Annotated in this window: 15 protein-coding genes and 1 pseudogene; 6 read left to right on the forward strand and 10 right to left on the reverse strand. The window is 72.4% G+C overall.

Annotated features, from left to right (window positions below):
- Positions 1–754: ROK family transcriptional regulator (locus LJ221_RS15810; protein WP_241717377.1), on the reverse strand; the 754-nt coding region annotated here is incomplete at its 3' end.
- Between the two features lie 59 nt (positions 755–813).
- Between LJ221_RS15810 and LJ221_RS15815 the strand changes: the two genes are divergently transcribed.
- The 3 genes from LJ221_RS15815 (at position 814) to LJ221_RS15825 (ending at position 4,646) form a co-directional block, all read left to right on the forward strand.
- On the forward strand, positions 814–2,031 hold the full coding sequence (locus LJ221_RS15815) for an MFS transporter (protein ID WP_241717378.1): 1,218 nt from the start codon (positions 814–816) through the stop codon (positions 2,029–2,031).
- 250 nt (positions 2,032–2,281) lie between these two features.
- Positions 2,282–3,676 (forward strand): uracil-xanthine permease family protein, encoded by a 1,395-nt coding sequence (locus tag LJ221_RS15820; RefSeq protein ID WP_241717379.1) that lies wholly within the window; start codon positions 2,282–2,284, stop codon positions 3,674–3,676.
- A gap of 160 nt (positions 3,677–3,836) precedes the next feature.
- Positions 3,837–4,646 carry a DUF5995 family protein gene (locus tag LJ221_RS15825; protein ID WP_241717393.1) on the forward strand — a complete coding sequence of 270 codons (810 nt, stop codon included), beginning with the start codon at positions 3,837–3,839 and terminating at the stop codon, positions 4,644–4,646.
- On the opposite strand, the gene LJ221_RS15830 is transcribed toward LJ221_RS15825, so the two are convergent.
- From LJ221_RS15830 to LJ221_RS15840, 3 genes are all read right to left on the reverse strand, one after another.
- On the reverse strand, positions 4,607–6,313 hold the full coding sequence (locus LJ221_RS15830; RefSeq protein ID WP_241717380.1) for an NAD(P)/FAD-dependent oxidoreductase: 1,707 nt from the start codon (positions 6,311–6,313) through the stop codon (positions 4,607–4,609). The genes LJ221_RS15825 and LJ221_RS15830 overlap by 40 nt on opposite strands.
- An 80-nt stretch (positions 6,314–6,393) precedes the next feature.
- Complete coding sequence (locus LJ221_RS15835; protein WP_241717381.1) at positions 6,394–7,212, reverse strand: carbon-nitrogen hydrolase family protein; 819 nt, start codon at positions 7,210–7,212, stop codon at positions 6,394–6,396.
- A 223-nt stretch (positions 7,213–7,435) separates the two neighbouring features.
- Positions 7,436–7,891, reverse strand: a complete 456-nt coding sequence (locus tag LJ221_RS15840; protein WP_241717382.1) for an Lrp/AsnC family transcriptional regulator — start codon at positions 7,889–7,891, stop codon at positions 7,436–7,438.
- A gap of 344 nt (positions 7,892–8,235) precedes the next feature.
- Here LJ221_RS15840 and LJ221_RS15845 point away from each other — a divergent pair, with 344 nt between their 5' ends.
- The 3 genes from LJ221_RS15845 to LJ221_RS15855 all read left to right on the forward strand — a co-directional run bounded on the left by LJ221_RS15845 (position 8,236) and on the right by LJ221_RS15855 (position 11,621).
- Positions 8,236–8,691, forward strand: a complete 456-nt coding sequence (locus LJ221_RS15845; protein WP_241717383.1) for a hypothetical protein — start codon at positions 8,236–8,238, stop codon at positions 8,689–8,691.
- Positions 8,688–10,988, forward strand: coding sequence for a DUF6571 family protein (locus tag LJ221_RS15850; RefSeq protein ID WP_241717384.1), 2,301 nt, complete (start codon positions 8,688–8,690; stop codon positions 10,986–10,988). The genes LJ221_RS15845 and LJ221_RS15850 overlap by 4 nt, the downstream gene beginning before the upstream one ends.
- A 198-nt stretch (positions 10,989–11,186) precedes the next feature.
- Positions 11,187–11,621: a hypothetical protein gene (locus LJ221_RS15855; protein WP_241717385.1), complete on the forward strand. Its 435-nt coding sequence runs from the start codon at positions 11,187–11,189 to the stop codon at positions 11,619–11,621.
- A 19-nt stretch (positions 11,622–11,640) separates the two neighbouring features.
- On the opposite strand, the gene LJ221_RS23990 is transcribed toward LJ221_RS15855, so the two are convergent.
- The 6 genes and pseudogenes from LJ221_RS23990 to rpe form a co-directional block, all read right to left on the reverse strand.
- Positions 11,641–11,877, reverse strand: coding sequence for an amino acid permease C-terminal domain-containing protein (locus tag LJ221_RS23990; RefSeq protein ID WP_374228473.1), 237 nt, complete (start codon positions 11,875–11,877; stop codon positions 11,641–11,643).
- Positions 11,854–12,084: pseudogene (locus LJ221_RS23995) on the reverse strand (amino acid permease); the annotation flags it as partial. The gene LJ221_RS23990 and the pseudogene LJ221_RS23995, both read right to left, overlap by 24 nt.
- Positions 12,085–12,121: 37 nt before the next feature.
- Positions 12,122–12,913, reverse strand: a complete 792-nt coding sequence (locus LJ221_RS15870) for a bifunctional 2-polyprenyl-6-hydroxyphenol methylase/3-demethylubiquinol 3-O-methyltransferase UbiG (RefSeq protein WP_241717386.1) — start codon at positions 12,911–12,913, stop codon at positions 12,122–12,124.
- Positions 12,914–12,973: 60 nt separating this feature from the next.
- Positions 12,974–14,422 carry a GuaB1 family IMP dehydrogenase-related protein gene (locus tag LJ221_RS15875; RefSeq protein WP_241717387.1) on the reverse strand — a complete coding sequence of 483 codons (1,449 nt, stop codon included), beginning with the start codon at positions 14,420–14,422 and terminating at the stop codon, positions 12,974–12,976.
- A 117-nt stretch (positions 14,423–14,539) separates the two neighbouring features.
- Complete coding sequence (locus LJ221_RS15880; RefSeq protein WP_241717388.1) at positions 14,540–15,535, reverse strand: sugar-binding transcriptional regulator; 996 nt, start codon at positions 15,533–15,535, stop codon at positions 14,540–14,542.
- 181 nt (positions 15,536–15,716) lie between these two features.
- The gene (gene rpe / locus LJ221_RS15885; RefSeq protein ID WP_241717389.1) at positions 15,717–16,409 is read right to left on the reverse strand and encodes a ribulose-phosphate 3-epimerase; all 693 of its coding nucleotides are present in this window, start codon (positions 16,407–16,409) and stop codon (positions 15,717–15,719) included.
- Positions 16,410–16,515: the final 106 nt, after the last annotated feature.

Consider the following 16,515-nt stretch of genomic DNA (forward strand, 5'->3'; position numbering starts at 1 on the left):
CTCCGGAGGCGCCGCGGCGCAGTGCGCCGTCCAGGATCACGGCGGCTCCCACCCCGTGCCCCAGCCAGAGCAGGACGAAGGTGTCGCGTCCGCGCGCCGCGCCGAGGCGGTGTTCGGCGATGCCCGCGAGGTTCACCTCGTTCTCCAGCATCACCGGAACCTCCAGCCGTTCACGGATCGCGGCCGGGACGCGGGCGTGCCAGGCCGGCAGCGCGCTGCTGCGGCCGAGGGTTCCGGTGGCCGGGTCGATCATGCCGGGGGCGCCGACGGCGACGGTGTGCAGCGTGGTGACGCCGTTCTCCCGCAGCGCCTCCCGCAGGGCGGTCACCGTCCGCTCCACGGGATCGCCCTCGCTCTCCCCGCCGTCTCCCGCGGGCAGTTCCGCCCCGCCGGCCGCACCGCCCGCCAGGTCGGCCAGGGCGAAGGAGACGCTGCCGGCGCGGACGTCGACGGCCGCGACGTGGGCGCTGCCGGCGACGAGGCCGTACAGCCTGGCATTGGGCCCCCGGCGGGCCTCCCCCGTCTCCCCGACGTCCCGGACCAGCCCGTCGTCGGTCAGGCGCCGCAGCAGGTCGGCGACGCTGGGGCGGGACAGACCGGTCAGCTCCTTGAGCCGGCCGGCCGTCAGGGGGCCGTGCTCCACCATCAGTTCCAGCGCGATCCGGTCGTTGATGGCGCGGGCCGTGCGGGGGGACGCGGTGCGCGCGGGGCGGACCGGGGAGGCGGGGGGTGCGGGCCGTGGAGGCGTGCTCATGAAGGAATCCTCGCAGATTTCCTTTTTCATTAAGGAAGGCTTCCTGATAATTTACACGCATGCTCTCCTCCTCCATCCGCCGGGCCCGGCGCTCGGTCGCCCTGGTCTTCGCCCTGCACGGCGCGGTCTCCGGCGGCTTCACCACCCGCATCCCCTGGATTCGCGACCAACTCGACCTGAGCAACGGCCAGTTGGGCTTTGCTCTGGCCTTCCCCGCAATCGGCGCCTCACTCGCCATGCCGCTGGCCGGGCGTATCGTGCACCGCTACGGCGGACGGGCGGCGGTGCGTGCCCTGCTCGCCCTGTGGTGCGCCTCCCTCGCCCTGCCCGCTCTCTCCTCCCACCTGGCCGTGCTCTGTGCCGCGCTCCTCGCCCTGGGCGCCACCGCCGGCATGGCGGACGTGGCCATGAACGCCCAGGGGGTGGAGGTGGAGCAGCGCTACGGTCGTTCGATCATGTCCGGGCTGCACGGCATGTGGAGCGTGGGCGCGCTGCTGGGCTCGGCGGCCGGGGTGGGCGCCGTCCACCTCGGCATGGACGCCCGTATCCACCTCACGACGGCCGCCGCCGTCCTGGCCGCGGCCGTCCCCGCCGCCTGCCGCGGGCTGCTGGACGTACGCCCCGCACCCGGGCAGGAGGCGCCACCGCGCTTCGCCCTGCCGCCGCGTTCGGCCCTGCTGATCGGCGCGGTGGGGATGTGCGCGGTGCTCGCCGAGGGCGCCTCGATGGACTGGTCCGGTGTCTACCTCAGGGATGTCACCGGTGCGTCGGCGACGGTCGCGGCCGCGAGCTACACCGTGTTCGCCTGCACCATGGCCCTCGCCCGCCTGGCGGGCGACGCCGCCGTGCGCCGCATCGGCCCGGTGCGCACGGTGCGGGTCAGCGGCGTTCTGGCCACCGCGGGCAGCGCGCTGGTGGTGACCGCGCCCGGCCCGGTGGCGGGCGTCGCCGGGTTCGCGCTGCTGGGCGTCGGGATCGCCGTGGTGGTACCGCTGGCCTTCGCCGCGGCCGGGCACAGCGGTCCGGCTCCCGGGCAGGCCATCGCAGGGGTCGCCACCATCACCTACACCACCGGGCTGGCCGCGCCGACCGTCATCGGCCTCCTCTCCGAACTGGTCTCACCGCGTGCGTCGTTCGCCCTGGTCACCGTCGCGACAGCCGTCCTCGTCCTGGCCGCCGGGGTGCTCCGCGCCCCCGGCCGCGGCGGGGTCGTCGCCCAGAACACCCAGAGCACCCAGAGCGCCCAGAGCGTGTGGGCACGAACGGGAGGGGGCTGATCGAAGGGGTATGAGCGGACCGGCTCGCCGTCGGGGCCCGGCCGTCCCGCCCGGGCCCCTGGCCGACCTGTGTGACCTGCCTTTCCACCGCGTACCGCCGACTGACATCCTCGGGGGCGCCCCGTAGCATGTGGGCCGATCGTTTCCGGCCACACACGCCCGACCGCGCCTCGGCACGCTCCAGAGCGTCCCGAGGTTCGCCCGGAGTGCGCCGGGGCGCACCACCGCACGAGCACGAAACGGAGCACCCATGGGCCTCGGTCTGCGCTGGACCCTGCACGGAGACGGCCGCACGCCGGCGCCCGGAGCCGTCGTACGGCCCGACGAGCGGCTGTCGTGGCCGCGGACGGCCGGGCTGGGGGCACAGCACGTGGTCGCCATGTTCGGCGCCACCTTCGTCGCCCCGGTCCTGATGGGCCTGGACCCGAACCTGGCCATCATGATGTCGGGCGTCGCCACCATGGTGTTCCTGCTCATGACGCGCGGCCGGGTGCCGAGCTATCTGGGCTCCAGCCTCTCCTTCGTCGGCGTCGCCGCCGCGATCCGGGCCTCGGGCGGCGACAGCGGGACGATCACCGGGGCGCTGCTGGTGGTCGGCGTGGTGCTGCTGCTGGCCGGCCTGGTGGTGCAGAGGTTCGGCGCGCGGGTCATCCACGCGGTGATGCCGCCCGTGGTCACCGGTGCGGTCGTGATGCTGATCGGCTTCAACCTGGCGCCGGTGACGGCCTCGACCTACTGGCCGCAGGACCAGTGGACGGCGCTGCTGACCATGCTCTTCACCGGGCTCGCGGTGGTGGCGCTGCGCGGCTTCTGGTCCCGTGTGGCGATCTTCCTCGGCCTGGTCTTCGGCTATGCCGTCTCCTGGCTCCTGGACCGCCTCCTCGGGAAGATCCACTCCCCGGCGGGCGGCGGGGAGGTCGTCGACCACTGGCGGCTGGACCTCTCGGCCGTCTCCGAGGCCGACTGGATCGGACTGCCCTCCCTCCACGCTCCCGAGTTCCAGTGGTCGGCGATCCTGGTGGCGCTGCCGGTGGTGATCGCGCTGATCGCGGAGAACGCGGGCCATGTGAAGGCCGTGGGCGAGATGACCGGCGATCCGCTCGATGACAAGCTGGGCACCGCGATCGGCGCCGACGGCGCGGCCTCGGTGCTGTCCACGGCGGTCGGCGGCCCGGCCACCACCACGTATTCCGAGAACATCGGCGTGATGGCCGCGACCCGCGTCTACTCCACCGCCGCCTACTGGGCCGCCGCCTGCTTCGCCGTGCTGTTCGGGCTGTGCCCGAAGTTCGGCGCGGTGATCGCCGCGATCCCCGGAGGTGTGCTCGGCGGGATCACCGTGATCCTCTACGGCATGATCGGCCTGCTCGGTGCGCAGATCTGGCTGGCGGGCCGGGTGGACCTGCGCAACCCGCTGAACCTGGTGCCGGTCTCGGCGGGCGTCGTCATCGGCGTCGGCGGCGTCAGCCTGGAGATCACCGACAGCTTCGAACTGAACGGCATCGCACTGGGCACCATCGTCGTCCTCACCGGCTACCACGTGCTGCGGGCGCTGGCCCCGGCGCACATGCGCGCCCAGGAGCCGCTGCTGGACGAGGGCACCTCCTCCTACGACGCCGAAGGCGCCGGGCCGGACAAGCGGTAGGCGGCGAACCCCTGTCCGCGGGGTGCGGTGGGGCACGGTCGGCGCCCGCCGCACCCCGCGGACAGGGGTTCGCCGCTCGTTCGGATGTCGCCCGATCCGGGATGACTTCCCGAAGGCCCTCCTGCGCTCCGCCCCCGTCTGCCACGCTGGGCGCATGACCATGACGCAGTCCGGGCCCACTGCCGAGCCCGCCTCCCGGCCCGCCGCCGCGGACGGGGTGGACGGGGTGATCGCGCGGATGCGCGCGCTCCAGGAGGAGCTGCCGCCGCACGACGGGGTGGCGGCCTTCAACCGGGTCTATCTGGCCGTGACGCTGTCGGTGCGCCGCAGCCTCGTCGACGGCCTCCTGCCCAGGCCCCGCTCCGCCGCGGCCCTGGCAGCGGTCTTCGCCGGACGCTATCCGGCCGCCGTCGACCTGGCCACTGCCGGGGATCCCGTACCCGCCTGCTGGCGCCCGCTGTTCCGGGCGCGCCACCATCCCGGCGTTCACCCCGCGCAGTTCGCGCTGGCGGGGGCCAACGCGCACATCGGGTACGACCTGCCGCTGGCCGTGGTGGACACCGCCCGGACGCACGGGTGCGAACCCTCCGCGCTCCAGGGCGCGTTCGACCGGATCGGAGACGTCCTGGTGGAGCTGGAGGAGCGGATCCGCGAGGATCTGGCACCCGGTCCCGGTTCGCTGGACGTCGCCGAACCGCTCACCCATCTGGTCGCCGGCTGGGACATGGAGCGGGCCCGGGACGCGGCCTGGTCGGCGGCGCGGCTGCTGTGGAGCATGCGGCGGCTGCCGGAACTGGCCGAGGAGTTCACCCGCCGGCTGGACGCGGGGGCGGCCCTGGTGGGCCGCTTCCTGCTCACCCCGCTGGAACGCCGCCCGGACGTCTGGCGGGAGGAGTCCCTGCGGGGGTCCGGATGCGCCGCCCGGCCGGCTCAGTCCTCGGGGAGCTCGACCGGGGCGATCTCCTCGTAGATGTCGCCCGGTCCGGGGTTGGAGGGATCGGTGGAGCCGCCGAGATGGCGCATGACGCCCCACACCGCGTTGAGGGCGGTCTGCACCGCGCCCTCTGCCCAGCCGGCCGTCCAGGAGATGTCGTCGCCGGCGAGGAAGACGCCGCGCTTGTCCCCGGGTAGCCGGTCCTGCGCGAAGTGGGTGAACAGCCGCCGCTGGTAGCGGTAGTGGCCCGGCAGGTTGGCCTTGAAGGCCCCCATGAAGTACGGCTCGTTCTCCCAGGAGACGGTGACCGGGTTGCCGGTGATGTGCTTGCGCACGTCGACGTCCGGATAGATCTCCCGCAGGGACTTGAGCATGACCTCCAGCCGCTCCCGGGGGCTGAGCGGCAGCCACTTCAGGGAGTCGTCGCACCAGGTGTACGACAGGCACATCACCGCAGGCCTGTCCGGGCCGTCGTCCAACAGGTAGGTGCCCCGTGTCATGCGGTCGGTGAGCGTCATGCTCATCACGTCCCGGCCGGTGCGCTCGTCCTTGTCCAGCCAGAACGGCCGGTCCACCGGCACGAACAGCTTGGACGACTCCATGTAGTGGGTCCGCTCGATCGCCGTCCAGTGGTCGATGGGGAACAGGTCGTCGTCGCAGTCGATCTTCGACAACAGCATCCACGACTGGGCGGTGAACACCGCCGCCCGGTAGGTTCGCACGTCGCCGGTGGCGTCGGTGACGGTGACGCGGTTGCCCGCGGTGCGGTGCAGCCGGGTCACGGCCGGGCGCGGGTCGCCGCCGTGCAGGGACTTCAGCGAGGTGCCCGACGGCCAGTGCACCAGCTTGGCCGGCTCGCGCTCCCACAGCCGCAGCGGGAGCTGCTGACTGCCGCCGACGATGCCGCGGTGGTCGTCGTCGGCGCCGGTGTAGACGACCCGCAGGATCTCCAGGATGGAGTTGGGGAAGTCGGTGTCCCAGCCGCCGGTGCCGAAGCCGACCTGACCGAAGATCTCCCGGTGGCGGAAGGAGGAGAACGCCGGGGAGTCGCACAGGAAGCCGTAGAAGGTCTGGTTGTCGAGCTTCTCCACCAGACGCGACCAGATCTCGCGGATGCGCGGCACGTCGCGCGTCCGGATGGCCCGCTGCATGCCGGAGAAGTCGGCGCCCTCCTCCAGGCAGGCGTTCCATGCCTCCATCACCTGGTGGTAGACCTCCGGCAGGTCCTCCAGGGTACGGGCGTAGTGGGACTCGCCCTTGAGGTCGACGACCGTGGAGGGGGTGCCGGGCGCCAGCGGGTTGGGGAAGGGCTTGGTCTCCAGGCCCACCAGGTCCGCGTAGTGCCAGAAGGCGGTGGACGAGGGCGGGAAGCGCATCGCGCCCATCTCGGCGGTCAGCTCGGGGTCGCAACCGTCGAAGCGGGCCGTGCGCAGCCGTCCGCCGATCCGGTCGGCCTCGTAGACCACCGGCTTCAGACCCATCTTCATCAGCTCGTACGCGGTGACGATCCCCGACAGCCCGCCGCCGACGACCGCTACCTCCGTGCCGTGCTCGGTGGCGGGCACCTGGCCGAGGCCGGCGGGGTGGGCGAGGTAGTCGTCGTAGGCGAAGGGGAAGTCCGGGCCGAACATGGTGACGGGCGGCTCGGTCCGCGCCTGTGCGTGCTGCTCGTCGTGGACGGCGGCGGGCACCGTGGAGGTCATGGGTGGTTCTCCTGGTGGTACGTGGCGGGCTGTGTCCGGGCGGTCGGCCCGGGGCGGCGGCCGGCTGCGGGGCCGGCCTCTCAGACGAGGGAGGCGTACAGCTCGGGGCGGCGGTCGCGCAGATAGGGGTTGTCCGCGCGCGACGCCCTCAGCCTCCCGGGGTCGACATCGGCGGTGATCAGGTCCGCGCCCGCGCCGGCGCGGGCGCGGACCGTGCCGTCGGGAGCTGCCAGGCAGCTCAGTCCGGCGAAGGTGACCGCACCGCCGCCCCCGTCCGCGCCTTCGGTGCCGCAGCGGTTGGCGTAGGCGATGTAGAGCTGGTTCTCGAAGGCGCGGGCCGGCAGGAGGGTCTCGGCGACGATCTCGTACGGTCGCATCAGCGCGGTGGGCACCAGCAGCAGCTCGGTGCCCGCCAGCGCGTGGGCGCGCACGTTCTCGGGGAACTCCACGTCGTAGCAGACCAGCATTCCGACACGGACGCCGTCGAGGTCGGCCTGGACGACCGGGGTGTCGCCCGGACGGAAGGCGGAGCTCTCGAAGCCGCCGTACAGGTGGGTCTTGCGGTAGTCGGCCAGCCGGGCGCCGTCGGGGCCGACGAGCCCGGCCGAGTTGTACACCGCGTCGCCGTCGCGCTCGGGATAGCCGTAGGCGACGGCGATCCCGTGCCGGGCGGCGATGCGGGAGACCGCCTCGGCGCCGGGGCCGTCGGCGGGCTCGGCCAGCTCCGCCACCCGCTCCCCGATCGAGTACCCGGTCAGGTACATCTCGGAGGCGACCAACAGCCGGGCCCCCCGCGCGGCGGCCTCGCGGGCAGCGCGGTCGAGGGCGGCCAGACTGTCCGCGGTGGAACCGGGGACACCGCCGGGGCCCTGGAACAGCGCGGTGCGCAGCGGTGTCATGGGACCTCTTCGCGTTCACGTCGGACAGCCGTACCGGGCGTGCCGGGGTACGGCCGCGGAATCTGGGGACGCCTCGACGGTACGGTCCGCCCGCCGCGCCCCACAACCCGCACCCGTTGCGCACCCGGCATCGATCCGTTGCGTCCTGGGGCCGTGGTGCGTCGATTCGTTGCGCCTTCGGCCGCGTGTCCGGCAGCGGGTGCGGCGGGACGCCGGGGGCGCCTCAGGCCGGCGACCCCGAACCGTAGCGCCGCAGCAGCGGGGAGAGGACGAGCACCGACCGGGTGCGCTCCACGAACGGCTCCCCCGCGATCCGCTCCAGCACCCGCTCGAAGTGCCGCATGTCGGAGGCGAAGACCTGGACAACGGCGTCCGCGTCGCCCGTCACGGTGGAGGCGGAGGCCACCTCCGGATAGCGTGCCAGCCCCCGGCGGATGTCCTCGGGCGAGGTCTTGTGGCGGCAGTACATCTCGACGAAGCCCTCGGTCTCCCAGCCGAGCACCGCCGGATTCACCCGTACGGTGAAACCGGTGATGGCGTCCTGCTCGCGCAGCCGGTCCACCCGGCGTTTGACGGCGGGGGCCGACAGCCCCACCTCGGCTCCGATGTCGGCGTAGGAGCGCCGGGCGTCCTCGGCGAGGGCGCGGACGATGCGTTCGTCGAGCTCGTTCAGTCGCACTGCGGGTGGGCCACTTCTGTCGTGCGGGCGGTACTCGGGGCGCCGCGGTTATCGCGTCGCCCCGGCAGCGAAGTACAGCACACCGGCCCCGCGAGGCGGCCTTCCGGCGGGGAATCTTCACCGAAGCGCCACACGGGCCGGCGCCGCCGCCCGGGAGAAGGCATTACCGGATTTCCGTGCGGCTCTTCGCGGCCACACCTCCGCGAACCGGGCGTCCTCCCCCACCGGCAGCGGCACGCCGGTGGAGGTTCCTGTCCTTTTCCGCGCACCCCTCACTGGCGGCCGGAAGAGGCGCTTCTATACCGTGTGGCCCGACAGGCGGAGCCGAACGCGGGGGAGGGAACGTGTCGTTCGACGAGGAGTGGAGACGGCTGGTGGAGGCCGCCGCCGAGCGGAAGGCCACCCAGATGCGCCTGAACCGGCTCGACGGCGGCGGAGAGGGAGGCGTCACGACGTCCTCCGGTGAGCTCACCGTGTCACAGAAGGATCTGGCCGCCGTCGGAGACGCGGCGTTCGACCTCCACACTCGGCTGCGCAAGGACGGCGACCACGCCCGGGAGAGCAGCATCGGCGCCGCCGCGGGCCTGAAGGGCGACTTCGAGATCGGCGGCGCCCTGGAGCATGTCGCGACCCGGTGGCAGGAGCAGCTGCGCACCCTCACCGACGCCTGCGCCCACATCTCCAACCACATGGAGTACAGCAACAAGGCCCACGCCGACGACGAGCAGCACATCAGCTCGCTGTTCAACAGCGTCTCCGCGCTCGACGAGGGCTACGACGAGAGGACCCGGCGCCAGTGAAGCTCGACGCCCTCCGCCACGCCGACTTCTCCAAGCTGGGCAGGGCCGTCTCCGACTGGTCGGAGACGGCCGGGAAGCTGAGCACCCTGAAGGACGACGCCCGCTCCCGGCTCAAGGGCAAGGCCGACAAGGCCGACTGGACCGGTCTGAACGCCGCCGTCACCCGGGAGTTCGTGGCCAGGACCACCGGCGAGTTCGCCGACGCCCACACCCAGGCCACCTCCATCCACAACATCCTCAAGGACACCCACGACGAGCTGGTCGAGTACCGCAGGCAGCTCAACGACGCCATCGAGCGCGGGCTGAAGAAGAACCTGACCGTCATCGCCAACACCGACGGCAGCTTCACCGTCACCATGGACATCCACCCCGACCGCGCCGCCAGGGGCACCGACGTACCCGAGCACACCCCCGAGGACGTCACCGCCCTGCGCGACGAGGTGCAGGGCATCCTCGCCAGGGCCGCCGAGAGCGACTCCAGCGCCGCCAGGGCGCTCAGAGCCCTGGCCGACCAGACGCCCTACGGCTTCTCCGACGCCTCCTACGCCGACCGCGACGCCGCCGCCGAGGCGATGGGGGCCGCCGACCGGGCCATCGAACTCGCCAGGGACCCTTCGGACATGTCCCCGCAGGAGTTCGACGACTTCAACTCCACCATGGCGCGGTACAAGGACGACCCCCTCTTCGCCGAGCGGTTCGCCACCGGACTGGGCCCCCGGGGCGTGCTGGACTTCTGGGCGGGCATCAACGATCCGCACACCAACATGCAGCTCGGCCAGGCCCGGGTGGACATGTACGGCGGCCTGCAGGAGAACCTCGGCCTGACCCTGGCCACCGCCACCCGGTCCGACAGCCCCGCCATGCAGCGCTGGGAGCGGGACATGGTCGGGCTGACCGGCGAGTTCGTCCCGGGCAAGGACAACCCCCGGGCCATGGGCGCCCAGGTGATGAGCAACCTGATGCGCTGGGGCGACTTCGACGACAAGTTCCTGAAGAACTACGGCGACGAGCTCGTCCGGGTCGAGAAGGAGCGCAGCGGCAACGGCCGCAGCGCGGAGCTGGCCTGGCACTTCCCCATGGGGCCGATGCTCAACCGGACGGGTACCGACGAGGGTTCGGACCCGATGACGGGCTTCATGATGGCCTTGGGCAAGAGCCCGGAAGCCGCCACCGACTTCTTCAACGGCACCTTCGTCACCAAGGACGAGGACCACGACTTCACCCGGGACACCGACGGCAACGGCAAGGAGGGCAAGGTCGGCCTGACCAACTTCCAGTACCTCTTCGAGGAGCGCGACTGGCCCAGGCAGTACGACTCCGAGTTCGAGGAGAGCATCGCCGGTCAGAACGCCATGGGCTGGGCCCTGGAGGCCGCCGCGACCGGCCACCCGGCCGGTGAGCAGCCCGGTCCGGACACTCCTCCGCACAGCCCGGAGCAGGCCCGGCTGGTGGAGCAGATCTTCGACTCCGTCTCGGCGGACACCGAACGCCTCACCGAACGCGGCTACCTGTCGGACAGCATGGGCCAGATCGCGGCGGAGTACCTGCCCGACATCAACCGGGCCATGGCCGACGACAAGTACGGCAACTCCGACAAGCTCTTCCCAATCGCCAGTGCCACTGTCGAACTGGACCACAGGGATGTCACGCGCTTCCTCATCAGCGTGGGACAGAACCCGGAAGGATATGCGAAGGTCGAGGCTGGCCAGAAGGCGTACATGGCCAATCTGCTGGACTACCACCTGAACCCCGGCCTTCCGGAGGACAAGCGCTACCCGCACTCCCCGGAGGAGACGGTCAAGGAGATCTCCCGGAGGTCCGCCGAGGTCGGCGGCACGCTGGCCATCGGCCGCCAGGAGGCGGTCTTGGGCGAGGCGCACCAGAAGGACGAGGACTATCAGAAGGCGGTCAACCAGGCCAAGAACGTGACTTCCGGCGTCATCGGCCTCGGAATCGGGGTGGGGACGAGTTTCGTCGCGACGCCCGTCGCCGGTGCCGCGGCCGGCGGGGCCGCCAGCACGGTCAGCAGCGTCGTTCTGGAACAACTCTTCGGCTCCATGCAGCCGGAGAACCTCCAGAACGCCGGCCAAGACGCCGCCACGAGGTGGGAGGACACCAAGGACACGAACGTGGAGCTGAGCCAACTGGCTGCCATGGAGGCGGCCAAGGCCCACGATTCCCCACATTCCGAGCAGGTGGCGGAATGGGCTCGCATCGGCACGGCGGACGGCTTCAACGACGCCTCCACCAACGCCGCTCAGATGGCGGACGACCTGGAAACCGAGATTCCGAACTAGCGGTTACGGAGCGCCTCGCCCGGCAGACACATCCCACCAGTCGACACAGAGGTCAAGGTGCAGCATCACACGGTACGTGGAGGTTCCCGGCCATGGTCGGCCCACACGCTCGTCGGAGCGATGGTGCTCGGTCTGTGCGTGTCCGCCTGCTCGTCCCCGCCCGATAGACAGTACGAGATTCCCGAATCGCTGTGCGGCGTGACCGTGCCGGCCGACCGGCTGGAGCCGTTTCTTCCCGGAGGCCAGGAGATCTCCGTGTACCCCGGCGTCGCCGAGATCGACGGCATCGAGCGCTGCCGCCTCCATGTGGACGGCGAGGAGGTGCTGTCGTTCACCACGGAGTGGTGGGAGGAGGGGACCGGGCTGCGCGAGGCCGCCACTTCGGCGGCCGGTCTCAGCGGCCACGACTCGATCGGCCTGGACGGTGACGAGAAGGTGCGGGAGGAGTTGTCGTACATGTACTCGAAAACGGGGGCGCTCGCCGAGGTCTCCTGTGCGAAACCGCGCAAGGCCGATCAGGAGTTGTTCGCGTCGGCGCGGGTCTCCGCCGCCGGCAAGTCCGACGAGGCGGCGATGAAGAAGCTCGTCGCCGCTTACGCCGAGGCCGTCGGGAAGTCCGACGAGTGCACCTGAGCCCGTACCGGACCGGGCGTTACCGCCCGGTCCGGTCGGTGGCGGCCGACCCGCCCGGCTCGTTGAGGCGCGAGTGGCGGATGCCGTAGGAGAGGTGGAGCGCCAGGCCGCCGGCCAGCCAGAGACCGAAGACGGTCCAGGTGACGGCGTCCAGGCCGGCCATCGTCCACACGCAGAAGCCGAAACCCGGCGCGGGCAGCAGCGGTGAGAGCGGGACGCGGAAACCGCGGGGCGCCCGCGGGTGGGTGCGGCGCAGGACGACGAAGATGCCGGCGCCCAGGGTGGCGCCGACGCTGATCGCGGTGAGCTGCCACACCCCCGGCGAGCGCCTCAACAGGCCGCCCTCCCCGCGGCCGCTCTCGGCGACGAGCCGTTCGACGGGTTTGCGGCGCGTCAGCCGCGAGAGATTCCCGCCGGGTCCTGGGGAGGGAGAGGGAACGGGGGAGGCGGCGCCCTGGTCCATCGCGGGACGACTCCTCGGGAGATCTTTCACACACCGGTCACACGCGAGTTCCTCCGAGCCTCGCACACCGTCCGGCGGTGGCCGGTGCAGGCGCGTACGCGCCGCTGCGTCGCCGTCCTGGGCGCCACTCCGCGGGCAGGGCCCTCACCCAGGTCCGGTCGTCGGTGAGGTAGGAGTCGACGGCCAGGCCGACGCCGGCCAGCGCCGCCTCGAACTCCTCCCGGTCCATTCGCCGGGAGAGGAACGTCTGGGTCCAGGTGGCGTCCGGGAAGATGTACTCGCAGCGGATGGCGGACACCCGTGGGTCGTCGGTGGGACCGGCCGCGGCGATCCGGACCAGCCCGCCGCCGGCCTCCCGCTCCCGGGGAACCCGCTCGTGCCAGTCCTCGCCCTCGCGCTGGATCAGCACGCACCCGTCGTCCGCGACGTGCCGGCGGCAGGCGCGCAGCAGCGCGTCGCGCACCCGGACATCACCGGTGTGGACCAGGAAGGACGCCAACACGACGGCGTCGAAGCGCTCGTCCAGCTCCAGCGTCTCGATGGGCGAGCACACGATGCGGGCGCCGCGCACGTGCTCGAGCATCCGCGGTGACTCGTCGACGGCCGTCACCGCGAAACCGCGCTCCAGCAGAGGGTGGGTCACCCTGCCCGCCCCGCAGCCCAGTTCCAACAGGCTCGCCCCGGCGGGTACGGCCGAGGCGATGATGCCGGGTTCGGCACCGGCGGGGACGCGGGTGTAGACCTCCACCGCGCAGCCGTCGGGGGTGATCGCTCCCGGGCCGGTGCCGCTGTGGCCCCGGTGGGTCTCCTCGTACGCCGGTTCGCTCATGGGTCCATCGAAGCAGCCGCGGCCCGCACCGGGTAAGGGCGCGGGCCGCGGGAGCGCGGATCACCAGCTGGCGTGCAGCGGCTTGCCCTCGGCGTAGCCGGCGGCGCTCTGGACGCCGATGACGGCGTTCTCGGCGAACTCCTCCAGGGTGGCGGCCCCGGCGTAGGTGCACGAGGAGCGCACCCCGGCGATGATCGAGTCGATCAGGTCCTCCACCCCCGGCCGGGCCGGGTCGAGGAACATCCGGGAGGTGGAGATGCCCTCCTCGAACAGAGCCTTGCGGGCCCTGTCGTAGGCGGACTCCTCTGCGGTTCGGTTGCGCACCGCGCGTGCGGAGGCCATGCCGAAGCTCTCCTTGTACAGGCGCCCGTCGGCGCTCTGCTGGAGGTCGCCGGGAGACTCGTGGGTGCCGGCGAACCAGGAGCCGATCATGACGTTGGAGGCTCCGGCGGCCAGTGCCATGGCCACGTCGCGCGGGTGCCGCACACCGCCGTCGGCCCAGACGTGCTTCCCATGCCTGCGCGCCTCGGCGGCGCACTCCAGGACGGCGGAGAACTGGGGCCGGCCCACACCGGTCATCATGCGCGTGGTGCACATGGCGCCCGGGCCGACGCCGACCTTGACGATGTCGGCGCCGGCCTCGATCAGGTCCCGGGTGCCCTCGGCGGAGACGACGTTGCCCGCCACCATGGGGACCTGCGGGTCCAGCGCACGGATCGTCTCCAGGGTGGAGATCACGGACTCCTGATGGCCGTGGGCGGTGTCCACCACGAGGGTGTCCACCCCGGCGTCGAGCAGCCCCTTGGCGCGGCCGGCGACATCACCGTTGACGCCGACGGCGGCGGCCACCCGCAGTCGCCCGGAGTCGTCGGTCGCGGGGGTGTAGAGGGTGGCGCGCAGGGCGCCCTTGCGGGTGAGGATGCCGATCAGGCGGCCCTCCGCGTCGACGGCGGGGGCGAACTTGCGGTGGGCGCCGTCCAGGCGGGTGAACGCCTCGCGCGGGTCGATGCCGGCGTCCAGGAGCAGCAGGTCGCGGGACATGACCTGGGAGAGCTGGGTGAAGCGGTCCACGCCGGTCAGGTCGGAGTCGGTGACGACGCCGACCGGCCGCCGCTCCCCGTCGACGACGACACCCGCGCCGTGCGCCCGCTTGGGCAGCAGGGACAGGGCGTCGGCGACGGTCGCGGAGGGCTCCAGGACGATGGGGGTGTCCAGGACCAGGTGGCGCTGCTTGACCCACGATATGACATCGGTGACCACGTCCAGGGGGATGTCCTGGGGGATGACGGCAAGGCCGCCGCGGCGGGCCACCGTCTCGGCCATCCGGCGCCCGGCGATCGCGGTCATGTTGGCCACGACGATCGGGACGGTGGTGCCCGTCCCGTCCGGCGAGGAGAGGTCCACGCCCTGCCGGGAGCCGACCGCGGAGCGGTTGGGCACCATGAAGACATCGTCGTACGTCAGGTCGTAAGCGGGCCGCTGATCGTTGAGGAATCGCACGTACTTCATTGTTGCACGCCCGCCCCGGACCCCGGTCATGGAGAAAAGGCCAGGTGGGCGGGGCCGCCGTCGTATGTTCCCACCAACGCCCTGAGGGCCCGGGCCGGGCTGCGCCGGCCCGGGCCCTCAGGGCGCGTTCTCGTCCGGGTCGGCCCGCTCCAGCGCGGGCCGGGGGCCGGGGGTGAACTCGTGCAGCAGGTGGTCGGCGGCGGCGGTGTCGGTGACCAGACTGGTCACCAGCCCGGAGCGGAGGACCGCGCCGATCGCCTCGGCCTTGCGGCGGCCGCCCGCGATCGCGATGACCTCGGGAACGCGGCGCAGCCGGTCGGCCTCGACGGTGATGCAGCGCTCCCCCAGGTCGCGGCCGATACGGCGGCCCTCGGCGTCGAAGAGGTGCGCCGACATCTCGGCGGCGACCCCGAGGGAAGCGTAGTGGGCGCGCTCCTCCTCCCCGAGCATGTCGTGGACGGTGGACACGCCCGGCTCCCAGGAGCCGATGGAGACCGCGGCCACGGTCACCCTGTCGAAGTACTCGAACGCGGCGGCGATGCTCGTCTGGCCGCGCAGCGCGGCGGCGGTGGCCGCGTCCGGCAGCAGCATCGGCGCGTAGATCGGGTGGGCCTCGCCACCGGAGACGGTGGCGGCGCGGCGCACCGCCTCCACCGAGCCGCGCTCGGCGGTGCCCGCGTCGTAGACGCCGGTGAGCTGGACGACGGTGCACGGCGGGAGCCGGTGCAGCGCGGTGGCCATGTGGATGGTGGAACGGCCCCAGGCCAGGCCCAGGACGTCCCCATCGGTGACCAGCTCGCCCAGCAGGTCGGCGGCGACCTCGCCGAGGTTCTCCGGGTCGGCGGCGTCCTCGGCGGCGTCCGAGGGCGACTCGACGACGACAGCGTGGCGCAGCCCGTAGCGGGCGCGCAGCGCGTCGGACCGCTCGGCGTCCAGTTCGGCCGGGACGCGGATCTCGATGCGCACCAGGTCCCGCTCCAGCGCGGTCTCCAGCACCCGGGCCACCTTGAAGCGGCTCACCCCGAACTCGTCCGCGATCTGGATCTTGGACTTGCCCTCCAGATAGAAGCGGCGCGCCATGGCCGCCGCCTGCATCAGCTCGGCGGGACCCATTCTCGTGGCTGACCGCCCGGTCGACACCGCACTCACCTCGCTACCGTTCCGCCGTACTCGTGTACGCGCCGTTCCCCACTCCGCGCGTTCATCCTCGCAGATCCGCGGCGGTCCTGATCCACTCCGTGCACGGTGCACCCATGCCCGCCTCCGCGGAGCCCCCCGGGCCCCGGGCCGCCTCTCAGTGGGCGCATCCGCCGACGGCTCCGTTCGCGGCCTCCCGGGCCTGAGCGCGCAGTGCCTGCACCGCGGCGGCCGGATCGTCCGCGCCGTAGACGGCCGAGCCGGCCACGAAGACGTCCGCGCCGGCCTCGGCGCACCGCTCGATGGTGGAGGCCGACACCCCGCCGTCCACCTGGAGCCACAGCTCGAGGCCGCGCTTGTCGATGAGCTGCCGGGTGCGGCGGATCTTGGGCAGCATGACGTCGAGGAACGCCTGGCCCCCGAAGCCGGGCTCAACGGTCATCACCAGCAGCATGTCCAGCTCGGGCAGCAGGTCCTCGTACGGCTCGATCGGCGTGGCGGGCTTGAGCGCCATGGAGGCGCGGGCGCCCTTGGCGCGGATCTCGCGGGCCAGCCGCACCGGAGCGGCGGCGGCCTCGGCGTGGAAGGTGACCGACCCGGCGCCCGCCTCGACGTACTGCGGTGCCCAGCGGTCGGGGTCCTCGATCATCAGGTGGCAGTCCAGCGGGGTGTCGGTCGCCTTGCGCAGCGCCTCGACGACCGGGACACCGAGCGTGAGGTTGGGGACGAAGTGGTTGTCCATCACATCCACATGAAGCCAGTCGGCGCCCTCGGGCCCTCCGACGCGCCGCGCCTCCTCGGCCAGGCGCGCGAAGTCGGCGGACAGGATGCTGGGACTGATCTGAACCATGACCCCAGTATGTCGTGTCACCTGCCCGGGGGCGGGGGGGGGGGGGGGGGGGGGGGGGGGGGGGGGGGGGGGGGGGGGGGGGGGGGGGGGGGGGGGGGGGGGGGGG

Source organism: Streptomyces sp. CNQ085 (genome assembly GCF_022614595.1).
Classification (GTDB): Bacteria; Actinomycetota; Actinomycetes; order Streptomycetales; family Streptomycetaceae; genus Streptomyces.